Raw genomic sequence first — 16,487 nt, forward strand, 5'->3', positions numbered from 1 at the left:
CCTGCGCGAAAATACGATTGTCTCTTCAGTGGGACGCGCGGGGAGGCTGATGGCGCGGGTGGGAGCGCCGAAGCGGAACCGGACCAGAGCATGAATTCGCGCGTATCGTGGAGTGTTGACGGCATCGATCCATCCGTCCGCGACAGGGCTGAAGCGGCGGCGCGCCGCGCCGGCATGTCGTTGAACGACTGGCTCAATTCCACTATCGGCGAACCACAGCCGCCCAATTTCGGCGCGCCCTCCGATCGGCCGAGCCGGCAGATTCCTGACGTTGCCGACATTCACCAGCGGCTGGATTCGATCACAAAGCAGATCGAGCAGATTTCGCGGCCTGCGGCCCGCGGCGAAGTCGCCCGTGGCGAGCCGACGGTGGCCCGCCAGCTCAACGACGCCATCTCACGCCTCGACGCCCGGCTGTCGCAGATTTCGAATCCCGCGCCGGTCCGTCAGGCCCAGATGCAGGAAAAGCAGCGCCAGACCGAACTGGTCGAGCGGGCCGCGGCCCAGGTCTATCGCCCCTCGCCGCCGCTCAGCCCGGCATCGATGGATTTTGCGATCGCCGAAATCGCCGCGCGCCAGAACGAACTGGACAGCGCGCCGCCGCGTCAGATGCCGCCCCGCCATGGCACGCCGACGGCCGCTTCGGCACAGCCTCATTCTGCGCAGCCGGCCGCGCCCGCCGGTCCGGATTTTTCCTCGCTCGAACGGCATCTGCTCAAGATCACAAGCCAGATCGAGTCGCTGCAGCGTCCCGACCATATCGAGCAGTCGATTGCGGCGTTCCGCAGCGAGCTCGCCGAGATCCGTCAGGCCATCACCGAGGCGGTGCCGCGCCGGGAGATCGAATCGCTCGAAAACGAAATCCGCTCGCTGTCCCGCCGCATCGACGACAGCCGGCACAACGGCACTGATGGCCAGATGCTGGCCAACATCGAGCGCGCACTCGGCGAAATCCGCGAGGCGCTGCGCTCGCTGACGCCGGCCGAGCAGCTCACCGGCTATGACGAGGCGATCCACAATCTCGGCGCCAAGCTCGATCTGATCCTGCGCACAAACGACGATCCGTCGACAGTGCAGCAGCTCGAAAGCGCGATTGCGGCACTGCGCGGTATCGTCTCCAACGTCGCCTCCAACGACGCGCTGGCGCGGCTGGCCGAGGACGTGCACACGCTGTCGGCCAAGGTCGACCAGCTTTCCCGCTTTGACGGCAACAGCGATGCCTTCGGACAGCTCGAGCAGCGCCTGGCCGCGCTGACCTCGACACTCGAAACCCGGCAGCCGGCCGCGAGCGACCCTTCGGAATATCTCGAAAACGCGCTGCGCACCCTGTCGGAGCGGCTCGACCGCATCCCGGTCGGCAACGACAATGCGTCGGCGTTTGCCCATCTCGAACAGCGCGTGTCCTATCTGCTGGAGCGCCTGGAGACCTCCACTGACCGGTCCGCTGCGCCAACCATCGATCTCGGACCGGTCGAGGAGGGATTGCACGACATTCTGCGTTCGCTCGAACGCCAGCATGCCAGCCTGGTCGCGCTCGCCGAATCCAACCGCAATTCCGCTTCTGCGGCATCGCCGGCCGACTCCGGCATCGTCGATCTGGTCAAACGCGAACTGTCCGACATCCGCTTCAGCCAGTCGGAAACCGACCGCCGCACGCAGGATTCACTGGAGACGGTTCACAATACCCTCGGCCACGTAGTCGATCGCCTGTCGACCATCGAAGGCGATCTGCGCACCGTTCGCGCCGCGCCGGCCACGTCCACTGCTCCGCTCGCAGCGGACGAGATGCGCGAGGAAGCGCCCCGCCCGACCACACCGCTGAAGACCTATCCGCAGCAATCGAAGCCGGAATTGCCCAACCCTGCCGCGCTGCAGGGAAATGCTCCGGGGCCTTTTGTCGCCGCGCCTCGAGATTTCCACGCGGTGCAGCCGGTCGCGCCGATCACTCCGCCATTGCCGCCGCGCGCGATCAGCGAAATCCTGGAGCCGCATGCCGCTGCGCCGCGCACAGCGATCGCGCCGGAACTGCCGCCGGACCATCCGCTCGAGCCGGGCACGCGGCCGCCCGCGCGCATGGCCTCGCCGTCGGAACGCATCGCGGCTTCCGAAAACGCCCTCAGCGAGATCAATTCCGGGCCGAAAGAGCCGGTCAGTTCGTCGAGCTTCATCGCCGCTGCGCGCCGCGCAGCCCAGGCCGCCGCCGCAGCGCCCCCGCCCGAGAAGGCCGGACGTTCGGCCGCGAAGGCGGTGCTCAAGGACAAGGGCGCTGACAAAGCCAAGGCGGACGACAAGGGCTCCTCGAACATCTCCGCCAGGATCCGCTCGCTGCTGGTCGGTGCAAGCGTGATCGTGATCGTGCTCGGCACGTTCAAGATGGCCATGACGCTGCTGGATACCGGCAGCGTGCTGCAACTGCCGATGATGGAACAATCGAGCGAGCCGGCCCCTCCGGCGCAGGCCCCTGCGCCTTCGGAGAGCAATGCCAGGCCCGCAATGCCCGCGACGCCGGCGCCCATGATGATGTCGCCGACGCCGGTCGAGAAGCAGTCCAACAATTCTTCCGCCCCGAACACGCTAGACAGCGCGCGGGTTCCACCGCAGGCTCCAATGCCCCCGGCCGCGGCCAGCGACATCACAGGCACGATCTCGACGGTGCCGGCGACCGGCGCCAAGCTTGCAATGATCGCGGTGCCGCCGAGCGAGCGGCTGCCGGACGGCATCGGCGGCCCGCTCCTGCGAGCCGCAGCGCTGAAAGGCGACCCGGCCGCAGCTTACGAGGTCGGCGTACGGTTTGCCGAAGGCAAAGGCGTGGCCGCAAACCTCGACGAGGCCGCCAAATGGTACGACCGCGCGGCGCAGGCCGGCGTCGTGCCCGCGCTGTTCCGGCTCGGCACCTTCTACGAGAAGGGCATGAGCGTGAAGAAGGACCTCGACATCGCGCGGCGTTATTATCTCCAGGCGGCCGAACGCGGCAGCGCCAAGGCGATGCACAATCTGGCCGTGCTCGACGCGGATGGCGGCGGCAAGGGCGCCAACTACAAGAGCGCGTCGATCTGGTTCCGCAAGGCCGCCGACCGCGGCGTTGCTGACAGCCAGTTCAACCTCGGCATTCTCTATGCCCGTGGCATCGGCGTCGAACAGAACCTCGCCGAATCCTTCAAATGGTTCAGCCTCGCGGCGGCCCAGGGCGACGCGGACGCCGGCCGCAAGCGCGACGATATCGCCAAGCGCCTCGACGCCCAGTCGCTGGCTGCGGCCAGGCTCGCGATCCAGACCTTTACGGTTGAGCCGCAGCCCGACGACGCCGTCAACGTCGCCTCGCCCGCTGGTGGCTGGGATTCCGCGCCGGCCATCAAGCCCGCGGCCAAACCGGCCGCGACCAAGCGCACCGCCGCCGTTCAGTAAGACAAGCCGCGATGCCGCCGGCATCGCCGCCACATCCACGGCCACAAATCTGTATAATGCTGTCGGCTAGGTCCGCCCCCGAAAGGGTCGGCGTGCAACGAGGATCGATTGTCGACTGAAGACAGCCAGGGCAGCGAAAATCGCTTCCGCAAATCGCCGACAGGCCCTGCGGTCGCACCACCGCGCATACCACCCGGCCGGGCGCCCGCGCCGCCGGTCCAGCCACCCCGGCGTAGACGACATTTCTGGACGATCGCGATCTTCATCCTGCTGGTTGCCGGCGTCTGCATCCGCGCCTACCGGGACCTGTCGCAGCCGGAGGCTTGGCATTACTGGAAGGACCACTATGTGTCGCCAAGCCTGACATCGGAGGTGATCGATACACTCTACCTCGATGGTCCGAGCAAGGGCCGGCGCGCGCTGTTCGTCAGCGGGACGATTGGTCCTGCCGCCGCGAATTGGTTTCGCGGCAGACTGGAGCAGGCCAACCTCGCGCCCGGCGACATCATCCTGCTGGCCTCTCCCGGCGGTGATCTGAACCAGGCCGCGATCATGGGCGAGATCGTTCGGTCGCGATCACTGGCGACCGCAGTCGGCAGCACGGATGCCTCGGGCCGTGTCAAGCCGGCCTATTGCGCCAGCGCCTGCGTGCTCGTCTATGCCGGCGGTAAGACCCGCTTCGGCGTCCTTGGCTCGGCACTCGGAGTTCATCGCTTTGTTACAGCCCGGCCCGTCGACGACCCCATTGCGGAGGCGCAGCGGATATCCGGCCTAGTGCTCGGCTACATGACCAAAATGGGGGTCTCGTCCTCCATCGTGGAAGCGATGTCCGAGACGAGGGAAATTCGCTGGCTCAGCCCGAAACAGGCGCTGGCGATGAACCTCGTCACGGACCCGCTCGGCAAGCCCTGAGACCACCGACCGCTGCGGCCGGCAACCGGCCAGCCCCCGCGGATTTGTAACAGCGTTTCAACAGCCCGATGGCAGCAACGGCATAGGCAAAAATTTGCCTTGCCGGGCATTTTTAGTCCCTCACCCCTTCGAATTCAGTTATGCAAAGGTGCGGGAACCGGCCCTGCGCACGCAACGATGCATGCGCGAACCGGATTCCCACTGCCGGCAAACACGACAGAAACCACGCCCTGAGCGGCCTCCCCGGCCGTCTCGTGCGGCAAAGCTACAAAAAGCAGGCGCGCGTGCAGCTCTACCTCCCGATCGCCGACATTCCAGTCAATGTTTTCCTCATCCTGGCGATGGGCGCGGCGGTCGGGTTCGTCTCCGGCATGTTCGGGATCGGCGGCGGCTTCCTGATGACGCCGCTGTTGATTTTCGTCGGCATTGCGCCGGCGGTCGCAGTTGCTTCCGTCGCCAGCCATATCGCCGCTTCCTCGTTTTCCGGCGCGATCTCCTATTGGAGACGGCGCGCCATCGACCCGGTCCTCGCCGCGGTGCTGTTGACTGGCGGCAGTTTGGGCACGGCGCTCGGGGTATGGACCTTCACGGTGCTGCGTGCCCTCGGTCAGCTCGATCTCATGATCGCGATGTCGTACGTGATCCTGCTGACCACCGTCGGCGGCCTCATGTTCTGGGAGGGCCTGCGGGCGCTGTTGCGGGCCCGCCGCGGCGGCCCGGTCACCCTGCGCCGCCCCGGCAGCCATGTCTGGATCCATGGTTTGCCACTGAAGATGCGCTTCAAGCGCTCGAAGATCTATCTGTCCGTTATTCCCGTCGTGTTGATCGGCCTGATCATCGGCTTCATCGGCGCCGTGATGGGCATCGGCGGCGGCTTCATCCTGGTGCCGCTGTTGATCTACGTGCTGCGGGTGCCGACCTCGACCGTGATCGGCACCTCGATGATCCTCACCCTCGTCACCATGGTGTTCGCCACCATGCTGCACGCCATCACCAATCATCTGGTCGATGCCGTGCTGGCGCTGATCCTGATGGTCGGCGGCGTCACCGGGGCGCAGTTCGGCGCCCGCGCGGGGCAAAAAATCCGCGGCGAACATTTGCGGCTGCTGCTCGGGCTGTTGGTGCTCGCCGTCGGCGTCCGTTTTGCCGTCGAGCTGGTGATCCGGCCCGAGGATCTCTTCACCATTCGAGAAACCGGGAGCGCCGGATGACCGCGCGCGCCCCGCTCATGCTGGCTGGCTTGTTCCTGGGCGCCGTGCTCGCCGCCTCGCCCGCGCAGGCCGAGCGGCTGATCGTGTCGGTGTCGAACCACCGCGTCACCGTGACGCCGAACTATTCCGGCGAAGAGCTGGTGCTGTTCGGCTCGGTGGAGAAGGACGGCGCCACGCCACCCGGCCGCAATTATGATCTGGTGGTGACGGTCGCCGGCCCGCGCGCCGACATGGTCACCCGCCGCAAGGAGCGCCGGTTCGGAATCTGGATCAACACCGATTTCCGGCAGTTCCTTAAAGTGCCAACTTATCTGGCGCTGTTCTCCAACCGGCCATTTGATGCCATTGCCTCGCCCGAGGTGCAGCGGCGACAACAGCTCGGGCTGAACAATGTATTGCTGACCCAGCGCGTCGGACCCGACTACGCCGACGTCGTGCCGGACGACGCGTTCCGCAGCGCCTTCGTGCGGCTGCGCCGGCAGCATGGCCTCTATCGCGAGGAGATGTCGGCGGTGACGTTCCTGACTCCGACGCTGTTCCGCACCGGCATTCCCCTGCCCGCCGAAGTGCCGATCGGCCTCTACAATGTCGAGATCAAGCTGTTCGCCGACGGCGCGCTGGTGACCAAGACGGATACTGCGTTCGAAATCGTCAAGGTCGGCTTCGAACAGTTCGTTGCCTCCACCGCACAGCAGCATGGCTTTATCTACGGGCTGATCACCGCCTTCATGGCGCTGATGACGGGCTGGATGGCCTCGATCGTGTTCAGGAAGGATTGATTTCAACCCTCATGGTGAGGAGGCGCGAAGAGGCCCGCGGCCCATCCTTCGAGACGCCGCTCCGCGGCTCCTCAGGGATGAGGGCGGCGGGCGTGGCGTTATGATCGTCCGACAAAAAGCCCCGCTCCCATCGCCGCCACGCTGAGCACCATCGCAAGCGTCGACAGCCAGCCCAGCCAATAGAGCGGACCCTTGATCACGAACGTGTCCATCACGTCCTTGCGGCGCGCCACGAACATCAACAATACCATCACGGGGACCGCGAGCACGCCGTTGATGACGGCGCTCCAGTACAGTGCCGAAATCGGGTTGATCGGGGTGAAGTTCAGCGCAATCCCGATGCCCCCCGACAGCGCCAGCACGGCGTAGAAGGCGGCCGCTTCCTTCGGCTTGCGGGCGAGCCCGACCGGCCAGCGCCGCCCCTCACCGACCGCATAAGCCGCAGCACCGGCGAGCACGGGGATCGCCAGCAAACCGGTGCCGATGATGCCGAGCGCAAAGATCGTTTCGGCGAATGCGCCGGCGATCGGACGCAGCGCTTCGGCCGCCTCCGCCGAGCTCCGGATATCGGTCTTTCCGGCGGCGTGCAGCGTCGCCGCGGCGGTCACGATGATCGACAGCGCGATCAGGTTGGAGAACGCCATGCCGATGATGGTGTCGGCGCGGATGCGGCTGAATTCCCGCCGTGCGCCATAATGCTTTTCGATCAAGGGCCGTTTCGCGGCATCGACGCGCTGATCCTCGGCCTCCTGCGAGGCCTGCCAGAAAAAAAGGTAGGGAGAGATCGTGGTGCCGAGAATGGCGACGATGGTGGTGAAATAGTCGAAGCTCCAGATCGGTCGCGGAAGCAGGATTCCGGCGAGCGCGTCGCCCCAATCGACCCTCGCGAAGGCGAGCGCCGCAACATAGGCAAACAGGCTGAGCGTCAGCCATTTCAGCACGGAGACGTATCGCTTGTAGTCCAGAAAGATCTGCGCCGCCACCGACGTCACGCCGAACAGCAACACATAGACGATGCTGTGGCCACCGATCAGCAGTTTGGCGGCGTCCGCCATGGCACCGAGATCGGCGGCGATGTTGATGGTGTTGGCGATGAACAACAGCGTCACCACCACATAGAGGAGCCACGGTGGATAATGCCGGCACACGTTGCCCGCAATGCCGTGCCCGGTGACGCGGCCGACACGCGCGGAAATTTCCTGGATCGCCGCCATCAGCGGAAAGGTCAGCAGCATGGTCCAGCCGATGCCGTAGCCGAGCTGCGCGCCGGCCTGGCTGTAGGTACCGATCCCCGATGGATCGTCGTCGGATGCGCCGGTGATGAGTCCGGGGCCGAGCGCCTTCAGCGCATCACGGAAGCTGCGCCGTACCGGCGTCGCCTTCGCGGCCGGCTTCGCATGGCCGGCGGCAGGCCGCTTGCGATAATTCGAACTCGATTTGCGATCTGCCATGCCAAGGGTCCAGCCGCAGCGACAACGACGCTGACAGCGACAGGTTCCCCGACGGAACTTGCCATAGACTCCCTGGAAGACGGCAACCCGGCTTTATCCGGAATGTGCCGGCTCGATCGCGGTCGGCACGCCCGGCTCCAGAATCCGCAATCGCGATCCAAAGCCCAGCGTGTCGAAAGCGGCACGCAGGTCATTCGCGCTCTGGCGAAAGTGCTTCCACCCCTCGGTGTGTACCGGCACGATCACCGCATCGGGAAACGCCCGCGCGGTCTCGATTGTGTCGTTGGTGTCCATGGTGACGTGGAAGGGCCCGCGGGTTTGCGCCGCGCCTGCAAACGGCAGCACGATGCCCGCTTTGAAGCGCCTGGCGACTTCGTCCACGCCGTCATACCAAACGGTGTCGCCGCTGATATAGATCGGGCGGCTGCCCGGTCTGTTCGAGGCGACGACGAAGCCGATCACGTCGCCCGCCAGCGGCTCGATGCCGGCCGGGCCATGGCGCGCGGGCGTCGCGGTAATTGTGAGCGAGTGACCGTTCTTGCCGGACAGTTCAGTGGCCTGCCACGGCGCAAAACCTTCGGCGTGACCGCCGAGCCGCTTCGCACCGACTTCCGTCGTCAGCACGCGCTTGGCCGATTTGAGAAAGTCGCGCCCTGCATGATCGAGATTATCGGAATGCTGGTCGTGACTCAGCAGGACGGCATCGACCGCACCGATATCCTGCGGGCTGAGCGCCGGGCCAACGAGCTTCTCGAGCTTCACATGCGGCAGTTGATAGGCGCCGGGTTCATCGAAGGTCGGATCGGTGAGCAGTCGGAAGCCGTCGATTTCGATCAGCGCGGTGGGGCCGCCGATCAGGGTGATCGTCACTGTCATATTTTGCTCCTTATGCAGATGGGCCCGCCGCAGCGGGGCGGGTCACCAGGTAAATGCCGAGGGCAACCGGAACGATGCCGAGCAGGTCACGGAACTCGACGTGCTCGCCGAGCACCAGAAAGGCGAACAGGATGCCGAGCGGCGGCATCAGGAAGTGATAGGCGCTCGCGGCTGTCGCGCCACACACTTTCAGGAGATGAAACCAGAGCAGATAGGCAAGGATCGAGCCGCCCAGCACCAGAAAGGCGAAGGCACCGGCGAGCCGCGCGCTCGGCACGATGTCACTGAGGCTGGCAAACGTGAAGGCGAACGGCATCACCGCAAGGCCGCCGGCGATGTTCTGGATGCCGTTGCCGATCCACAGCGAGCCCTTCGGCGCCAGCACCTTGAACAGGATGGTGCCGGCAACGATCGAGACCAATGACGCCAGCGTGAACAGAATGCCGTGCCAGTCATCGGTGCCGACCGACATGCGGTGCCAGACAATGAACGCCACGCCGGCGACGCCGAGCATGAGGCCCGTCACCTTGCGCCAGGTCATGGTTTCACGGAGGACCAGCGCCGCCAGCATCGCGGTGAAAACGGGATTGGCCGAGACGATCAGCCCGCCGAGACCGGCGGAGACCGTCTGCAACCCGGTATAGCCGAGACCGAGATAGAGCGCGTTATTGGCAACACCGAGCAGCGCGAACACGGCGGTGTCGCGCCACGATAGATCCCATTTCTCGCTGCGGAGCGCCGAAATGCCAAGGATCAGGATGCCCGCCAGCGAAAACCGCGCGGCGAGCAGGATCAGCGGCGGACAATCGGTAACGCCGATTTTGCCGGCGACGAAAGCAAAGCTCCAGAGCAGGCAGAAGAGCCCGACATAGAGCGGCAGCGGATTGAAGGTCGGGCGGGAGACCGCGACCGAGGGCGCGAGCGACATGGAAGATCTCCTTTGCCCATGATCTAAGGCCGCGCCTTGATATTTGGAAATTAAATGATAAGCTGTTGTTCAGTGGATTTATAAATGGAGCATATCCATGCTCGATCTGGAACTGCTGCGCAGCTTCGTCTCCGTAGTCGATGCCGGAGGCTTCACCCGCGCCGGCGAACGTGTCCATCGCACGCAGTCGACCGTCAGCCAGCAGATCAAGCGGCTGGAAGACGATGTCGGCCAGCCACTGCTGAACCGCAACGGCAAGGACGTGACGCCGACGGAGGCCGGCGAACGGCTGCTTTCCTATGCGCGGCGGCTATTGGCGCTTGCCGAAGAGGCACGCGACGTGGTGGCGCGCCCCGAGAGCGAAGGCGCAATCAAGCTCGGCATCCCCGAGGATTTCGCCGCCTATAGGCTCGCGAAACTATTGGCGACGTTTGCGCGCTCGCGACCCGGGCTACGGCTCGATGTGCGCGCCGACCAGAGCACGTATCTGAAGCGCGACATCGAACGCGGCGATCTCGATCTCGCGCTACTCAAGCGCGACGCCGGCGAAAAGGGCGCGATCGCGGTGTGGCCGGAGCGAGTGCACTGGGTCGCCAGCAAGACCCATCCACTCGACATCAGTTCGGGCTCGGTGCCGCTGATCGGCTTTCCCGCCGGCTGTCTCTATCGGTCGCGCGCTATCCATGCGCTGGAAAGCGCGGGCCGCTCCTGGCACATGGCCTATACGAGTTCAGGCCTCGCCGGCATCCAGGCCGCGGTCGCCGCGGGATTGGGGCTGAGCATCCTCTCGGAAATCGCGATCCAGCCCGGCCATCGCGTGCTCACGGCGAAAGACGGCTTTGCGCCGATCGACAAGACGGAGATCGCGCTGATGGCCTCGCCCGATGCGAGCCCGGCGACGCTGCGGCTCGCCGACCGCCTCGCCGAGTTCTGCGATAGTGTGGACGCGAAGGCGGCGTAGCGGCACGGGCGGCGCGCTCCGTCTCCCGCTTGCCGGGGGGCTGGGGTGGGGGTAGCGCCGCATAACAGATGTTCGAATGCTGGGAGAGGCCCCCACCCGCCACGCTCTTCGAGCGCGTCGACCTCCCCCGCAAGCGGGAGAGGTAAGAAGGCTCTCGCATCAAATACTCAATAACATCGCGACGCTGCAATCGTGTGCAGCCGGTTATTGCCAAGCACATGCGCCATCAAAGCCGGCGTCGGGAAGATTTTCGCAAAGGCTGGATCGCGGATGCTCAAGCCGCCCGTGTAGGCGCCGAACGCCGGCATCACCGCGCGCTCGCCGTCGCACGCGAAGCATCGACGCTCCATCGATCGCCCCCGGGTCGCGACGCGCGCCTTGGGATGCAGATGGCCGGCGATTTCGCCGGCGGCGCCGGTCGGCTCGTGTCGGAATATGATCGCGCCGATGGCGACTTCGTTCGCTACCGTGCCGCCGAGATTGGACGGCAACGCCGGATCGTGATTGCCGGAGATCCAGATCCAGTCGCGCCGCGCCTGCAGCGCCGAGAGCGCATCGCGGTCAGATGCCGACAGCCGCTGATGCGCGTCGCGGTCGTGAAAGCTGTCGCCGAGCGCGATCACCATGCGCGGATCGTGCCGCGCGATCACCGCGGCCAACCGGCTCAGCGTCGCCACGGTGTCATAGGGTGGCAGCAGCACGCCGCGCCTGGCGTAGCTCGATCCTTTTTCGAGATGCAGATCGGAAACCACGAGCAGGCGCTGCTCCTGCCAGAACAGCGCGCCCGAGACATCGGCGACAAATGTGACATCCGCGATCGTGACCTTCGAAGCGCGCATCCCTTGATTGTCTTCCGAAGATTGCGCCCCTGCCGTCACGTGCCTGCCCGCCTATCCCATCGCCTCTTTGACGAGTTCATCGGCGGCCTCCGCCAGCAACTCGTCCCCTGCTTCGCCATAAACTGACTCGCGGCCGATTTCCAGCATCACCGGTACCGCAAGCGGCGAAACATGATCGAGTTCCCGATGGGTGATTCGTCCTTGAATACGCGAGAGCATATCACCCAACCGCTTGAGATCGAGCAGTCCGGTGGCGGCATCGGCGCGCGCGGCGCGGAGCAGCACATGGTCGGCCTGGTGCTTGCGCAGCACGTCGTAGATCAGATCGGTCGAGAACAGCACCTGGCGGCGGGTTTTCTCCTCGCCGGTGAAGCGCCGCGCGATCAGTCCGGAGATGATGGCACAGGTGCGGAAGGTGCGCTTCATCAGCGCGGATTCGGCAAGCCATGCTTCAAGATCGTCACCCAGCATGTCGGGCTCGAACAGCGCGTCGAGATCGAGCTTGCCATGGCGAATCATGAACGACATGTCGCCGAGTCCCCACACGGCCAACGCATATTCGTTGGCGACGAAGCCGAGCGGCCGCACCCGCGCCCGCTCCATCCGCCGCGTCAGCAGCATGCCGAGCGTCTGGTGCGCGAGCCGGCCCTCGAAGGGGTAGCAGACAAGGTAATGCTTGTTGCCGCGCGGAAAGGTCTCAACCAGCAGTTCGCGCACCGCCGGCACACGAGAAAAATCCTTTTGCAGCGACAGCCAATCGCGGACCTGATCGGGCAGCGCGTTCCAGGCGCGGCGGTCGTCGAGCAATTTGCGGACGCGCTCGGCGAGATATGTCGAGAGCGGAAACTTGCCGCCCATGTAGGACGGCACCTTGGCATCCTTGTCGTTGGCGCGGGAGACGTAGACCACGTCCTCGGCCAGCGCCTCATAGCGCACGACCTCGCCGCCGAACACAAAGGTGTCGCCAATGACGAGGCCCTCGATGAAGGCCTCTTCGATCTCGCCCAGCATCCGCCCGCCGCGGCCGAGCGCGCCGGTCGAGCCGGAACCACCGCTGCGGGAGCGCACCAGGCGCACCTTCAGCATGGTATCTTCGACGATGGTGCCGACGTTGAGCCGATAGCTCTGCCGCACCTTCGGGTTGGCGACGCGCCAGCGGCCCTGCTTGTCCTGCTTGATGCGGGCAAAACGCTCATAGGTCTTCAGCGCGTAACCGCCGGTGGCGACGAAATCGACGACGTCGTCGAAATCGGTTCGCGTCAGTGAGGCGTAAGGCGCAGACGTCAGCACTTCGGCGTAGAGTTCGTCGGAAAGGAAAGGTTCACCGCAAGCGCAGCCGAGCACGTGCTGCGCCAGCACGTCGAGTGCGCCGGTACGCAACGGCGGCGTATCCTGCGCATTTTCCGCGATGGCATCGATCGCCACGCGGCATTCCAGCACCTCGAAGCGGTTGGCCGGGATCAGCACCGCGCGCGAGGGCTCGTCCAGGCGGTGATTGGCGCGGCCGATGCGCTGCATCAGCCGCGAAGCCCCTTTGGGCGCGCCGACATTGATGACGAGATCGATGTCGCCCCAGTCGATGCCGAGGTCGAGCGAGGAGGTGCAGACCACGCCGCGCAGTTTTCCAGCCGCCATCGCATCCTCGACCTTGCGACGCTGCGCGACGTCGAGCGAGCCGTGATGAAGGGCGATCGCGAGGCCGTCGTCGTTCATGCGCCAGAAATCCTGGAACAGCATTTCGGCTTGGCTGCGGGTGTTGACGAAGATCAGCGTGGTCTTGTTGCGCTTGATCAGCTCGTACATTTCGCCGAGCGCATGGCGCGCGGTATGCCCGGCCCACGGCAGGCGCTCCTGGGTGTCGAGCATCTCGACAATGGGCGCCGCCGCGCCGCCGGCCAAGACAATATCGGCAGCGAGCTCCCTGCCCTCGCGTTGCGGCACCAGAAACCGCGCCAGCGATTCCGGCTCGGCGACCGTCGCGGAAAGGCCGATCGCACGCATCTCCGGCGCCAGCCGCCACAGCCGCGCCAGCCCGAGCGACAACAGGTCGCCGCGCTTGGAAGTGACGAGCGCATGCAGCTCGTCGAGCACGATGCGCTTGAGGGACGAGAACAGGAATGGCGCATCGTCCGACGACAGCAGCAGCGCCAGTTGCTCGGGCGTGGTCAGCAGAATATCCGGCGGATAACGCCGCTGCCGCTGCCGCCGCGATACCGGCGTGTCGCCGGTACGGGTCTCGACTTTGATCGGCAGCGCCATCTCCGCGATCGGCGTCTCCAGATTGCGCGCGATGTCGACCGCGAGTGCCTTGAGCGGCGAGATGTAGAGGGTGTGGAGCCCACCGGTTCGCTTCACGCTGCGGCCGGTGGAGATGAGGCTCTTCGTGCCTTCGTCCCGCCGGCCCCTGGGGCGCGAGAGCTCCACCAGCGTCGGCAGAAAGCCGGCCAGCGTTTTGCCGGCGCCGGTCGGCGCGATCAGCAGGGCGGAGCGATCCTCGCCGGCTTTCGCCAACAGCGCCAATTGATGCTCGCGCGGCGACCAGCCGCGCGCAGCGAACCAGCGCCGGAAGCGCTCGGGCAGCAGCGCAGCCGTTTCGAGCGGCGTGAAAGGCGAGGGGTCAGGCGACGGCACAGGCAAGAGGTAAGCCGTCGGGGAGGGTTCGTCGAGGGCCAGAGCGGCTCGCGCCGTCGTTCCGGGCGCAGCGAACCCGGAATCTCGAGATTCTCAGGTGCGCAATTGCGCACCATAATTCGCTGCCTCGCATCGCCCCGGAATGACCGTCACCCTACTCCGTCACCGGCTTGTCCGAAATATCCCAGTCCTTGCCGTTGAAGATCGAGATGTAGAGCGTCTTCATCGGCGTGTAGTCCTCGGGCGTGTAGCTGTAGTTCACGCCGTCGAGGAAATAGGGCGAGTGGAAACCCGCCAGCATGGTCGCCTGCTTCAGCACATTGGCGCGGGTGAGTTCATCGCCGCAGCGGCGCACGATCTCTGCCATGGTCGCGACCTGGCCGTAGCCGGCAAAGGCGATGGTGTTGTCGGGATCAACGTTGGGCAGATACTTTTTGCGCAGTTCCTCGAACGCCATCACGTCGGGGTCCTTCTCGAAGCGCGGCACGCCGACTTCCTTGGCGTAGCGGATGGCGACGATCCCGGTGGCATTCTCGAGGCCAGCGGCCGCGAGAATCGAGCGGCCGGTCGATCCCGCCGACAGCAGATGCAGCGGCTTCCAGCCGAGTTCGGCCACCTTCCGGATCGATTGCGACGACGCCTTGCCGGTCGAGATATTGTAGAAAACATCCGCGCCGGACTTCGAGAGATTGATGAGCTGCGAGTCGACCGTCGGCTCGGTCAGATCATAAGTCTGCTCCATGATCACCTTGGCGGTGCCGCCGGCATCCGCCAGCACCTTCTTGAAGGGACCGAGGAAGTCACGGCCGAAATCGTCGTTCTGGTAGAGGATGCCGATCTTCGCATTCGGCTTCACGCTCACGACGTGCCGGGCGAGAATACGCGCTTCGGTCGGATAAAGCGGCAGACCCGCCATGGTCCATTTGAAGTTCTTCGGATCGTTCCATTTCGACGCGCCGGTATTGAGCAGCAGTTGCGGCACGCCCTTGGAATTGAGATATTTGTGCACGGCGGTCTGCGGCGCGGTGCCGAGCGAGCCGTACAGCGCCAGCACTTCTTCCTGCTCGACCAGCCGCCGCGTCGCCTCGACGCATTTCGGCGCGCTGTAGGCGTCGTCCATGGTGAAGAACTTTACCTTGCGTCCGTTGATGCCGCCCTTCTCGTTCAACATCTGGAAATAGGCCTCGCCGACCCGCCCCAGCACGCCATAGAGCGAGCCGGGCCCGGAATGCGGCACGGTCTGGCCGAGCTTGATTTCAGTATCGCTGGCGCCCGGATCGTATTTCTTCTCCGCCGCCCAGACGAACGGCGCGGGCATCGCGGATGCAAGAATGCTGGCGAGGGCCGTGGCGCCGAATTCGCGGCGGGTCTGTTTGCTTTTCATTGTTGTTCTCCCTTATGGGAGTCTTGATCAGGCATTCCGCCGTCAGTGGCAATAGCTGACATGTCGCACGCAATGCCGCCATTCGCGGCGAGCGTAGCGTCTAGACTCAAGTTTTGGCGGCGACGGCGACCAGCCCGGGAACTGGCGCGTTGTCCTCATTGCGGGCGGAGCGATCTTCCAGCAGGGACAATTTGAGGCCGGCCGATTCGACCGCGGCGCGCACGTATGCCGCAGCATGGGCATAGCGCAGCCCTCCGCCGATGATGACGCCTTCGCCATCATGGGTTTCGGTGGTGAAGGCGAGCAGCCCGCCGGAAACTAGCACGCGTGCGGCCTCCTTCAGCACGGGCGCGATTTCGGCGACGTACACCATGGCGTCCGCGGCGAGAATGAGATCGGCACTGGCATCCGGCTGTGCGCGCAACCCCTGCAGCATGTCGGAGACGTTAAGTTCGGCATAGAGACCAGTGGCGCGGGCCCGCTCAATCATGCGCGTCGACAGATCGACGCCGACGAAATGGTCGACCCCGTTGGCAAAGGCCGATGCCGCAAGCCCGGTGCCGCAGCCGAGATCGATCGCGCGCTTGAAGAACGCTGGCTTGCGTTCGGCCGATCGCACCGACAGGACCGCCCCGAACAGCAGCGCGGGCCCGCGATAGCCGAGATCGCCGACCAGTGAGGATTCGAACCGCGGCGCATATTGATCGAACAGGGTTTGCACATAGGCCTGCGGCATGCCGGCCACGGGTTCGGCGCCGAGGCGCATCAATCGAATCCCGGCGCCGTGCCGATCGTCGGGATCGCTGGCCCTGGCCTTTTGAAACGCCGAGACGGCCGCCTCGCGCTGGCCGAGCTCTTCGCGGATGCCTCCGAGCGCGAACCAGGCGGACGCGAAATCCGGCGCCAGTTCGGTTGCCTGCAGCAGGAGATCGGCGGCGGCAGGCAGATCACCCTTCAGTTGAAGGTCGCGCGCAAATTCGAACCGGCGGTCGGCCATCAGATCGCCGGAGGAGAGAAAAAGGCGGGCAGGCATGGGTTCCGAAACTTGTCATCGCCGGGCGCCTGTCCCCGACCCGATCGGGGATGACCCGGCAACCCATCGATTGGAAG

At 65.3% G+C, this 16,487-nt stretch carries 12 protein-coding genes; 5 read left to right on the forward strand and 7 right to left on the reverse strand.

All coding sequences use genetic code 11. From position 1 onward, the window contains the following. Window positions 1-90 precede the first annotated feature (90 nt). The 4 genes from HCN50_RS22320 (at window position 91) to HCN50_RS22335 (ending at window position 6,307) form a co-directional block, all read left to right on the forward strand. Window positions 91-3,405, forward strand: a complete 3,315-nt coding sequence (locus HCN50_RS22320) for a tetratricopeptide repeat protein (RefSeq protein ID WP_171711844.1) — start codon at window positions 91-93, stop codon at window positions 3,403-3,405. 108 nt (window positions 3,406-3,513) lie between these two features. Further along, on the forward strand, window positions 3,514-4,317 hold the full coding sequence (locus tag HCN50_RS22325) for a COG3904 family protein (RefSeq protein ID WP_171711846.1): 804 nt from the start codon (window positions 3,514-3,516) through the stop codon (window positions 4,315-4,317). A gap of 284 nt (window positions 4,318-4,601) precedes the next feature. Continuing rightward, window positions 4,602-5,528: a sulfite exporter TauE/SafE family protein gene (locus HCN50_RS22330; RefSeq protein ID WP_171711848.1), complete on the forward strand. Its 927-nt coding sequence runs from the start codon at window positions 4,602-4,604 to the stop codon at window positions 5,526-5,528. After that, window positions 5,525-6,307: a TIGR02186 family protein gene (locus HCN50_RS22335; RefSeq protein WP_376700313.1), complete on the forward strand. Its 783-nt coding sequence runs from the start codon at window positions 5,525-5,527 to the stop codon at window positions 6,305-6,307. Before HCN50_RS22330 ends, HCN50_RS22335 begins: the two co-directional genes overlap by 4 nt. A 98-nt stretch (window positions 6,308-6,405) precedes the next feature. On the opposite strand, the gene HCN50_RS22340 is transcribed toward HCN50_RS22335, so the two are convergent. From HCN50_RS22340 to HCN50_RS22350, 3 genes are all read right to left on the reverse strand, one after another. Continuing rightward, window positions 6,406-7,758 (reverse strand): NRAMP family divalent metal transporter, encoded by a 1,353-nt coding sequence (locus HCN50_RS22340; RefSeq protein WP_171711850.1) that lies wholly within the window; start codon window positions 7,756-7,758, stop codon window positions 6,406-6,408. Window positions 7,759-7,851: 93 nt separating this feature from the next. Further along, the gene (locus HCN50_RS22345) at window positions 7,852-8,634 is read right to left on the reverse strand and encodes an MBL fold metallo-hydrolase (RefSeq protein ID WP_171711852.1); all 783 of its coding nucleotides are present in this window, start codon (window positions 8,632-8,634) and stop codon (window positions 7,852-7,854) included. A 10-nt stretch (window positions 8,635-8,644) separates the two neighbouring features. Beyond that, a complete protein-coding gene (locus HCN50_RS22350) occupies window positions 8,645-9,562 on the reverse strand; it encodes a DMT family transporter (protein ID WP_171711854.1) in 918 nt (305 codons plus the stop codon). Window positions 9,563-9,659: 97 nt separating this feature from the next. Here HCN50_RS22350 and HCN50_RS22355 point away from each other — a divergent pair, with 97 nt between their 5' ends. Further along, window positions 9,660-10,523 carry a LysR family transcriptional regulator gene (locus HCN50_RS22355; RefSeq protein WP_171711856.1) on the forward strand — a complete coding sequence of 288 codons (864 nt, stop codon included), beginning with the start codon at window positions 9,660-9,662 and terminating at the stop codon, window positions 10,521-10,523. Window positions 10,524-10,690: 167 nt separating this feature from the next. Here HCN50_RS22355 and pdeM read toward each other — a convergent pair whose 3' ends face one another. From pdeM to HCN50_RS22375, 4 genes are all read right to left on the reverse strand, one after another. Further along, entirely contained in the window at window positions 10,691-11,362 is a 672-nt protein-coding gene (gene pdeM, locus HCN50_RS22360; protein ID WP_171711859.1) for a ligase-associated DNA damage response endonuclease PdeM, read from the reverse strand. A 51-nt stretch (window positions 11,363-11,413) separates the two neighbouring features. Beyond that, window positions 11,414-13,999: a ligase-associated DNA damage response DEXH box helicase gene (locus tag HCN50_RS22365; protein ID WP_210265041.1), complete on the reverse strand. Its 2,586-nt coding sequence runs from the start codon at window positions 13,997-13,999 to the stop codon at window positions 11,414-11,416. 148 nt (window positions 14,000-14,147) lie between these two features. After that, a complete protein-coding gene (locus HCN50_RS22370; RefSeq protein ID WP_171711861.1) occupies window positions 14,148-15,377 on the reverse strand; it encodes an ABC transporter substrate-binding protein in 1,230 nt (409 codons plus the stop codon). A gap of 106 nt (window positions 15,378-15,483) precedes the next feature. Next, complete coding sequence (locus HCN50_RS22375; RefSeq protein ID WP_171711863.1) at window positions 15,484-16,410, reverse strand: class I SAM-dependent DNA methyltransferase; 927 nt, start codon at window positions 16,408-16,410, stop codon at window positions 15,484-15,486. Between the last annotated feature and the right edge of the window lie 77 nt (window positions 16,411-16,487).

Origin of the sequence: Bradyrhizobium archetypum, assembly GCF_013114835.1 — a bacterium.
Taxonomy (GTDB): Bacteria; Pseudomonadota; Alphaproteobacteria; order Rhizobiales; family Xanthobacteraceae; genus Bradyrhizobium; species Bradyrhizobium archetypum.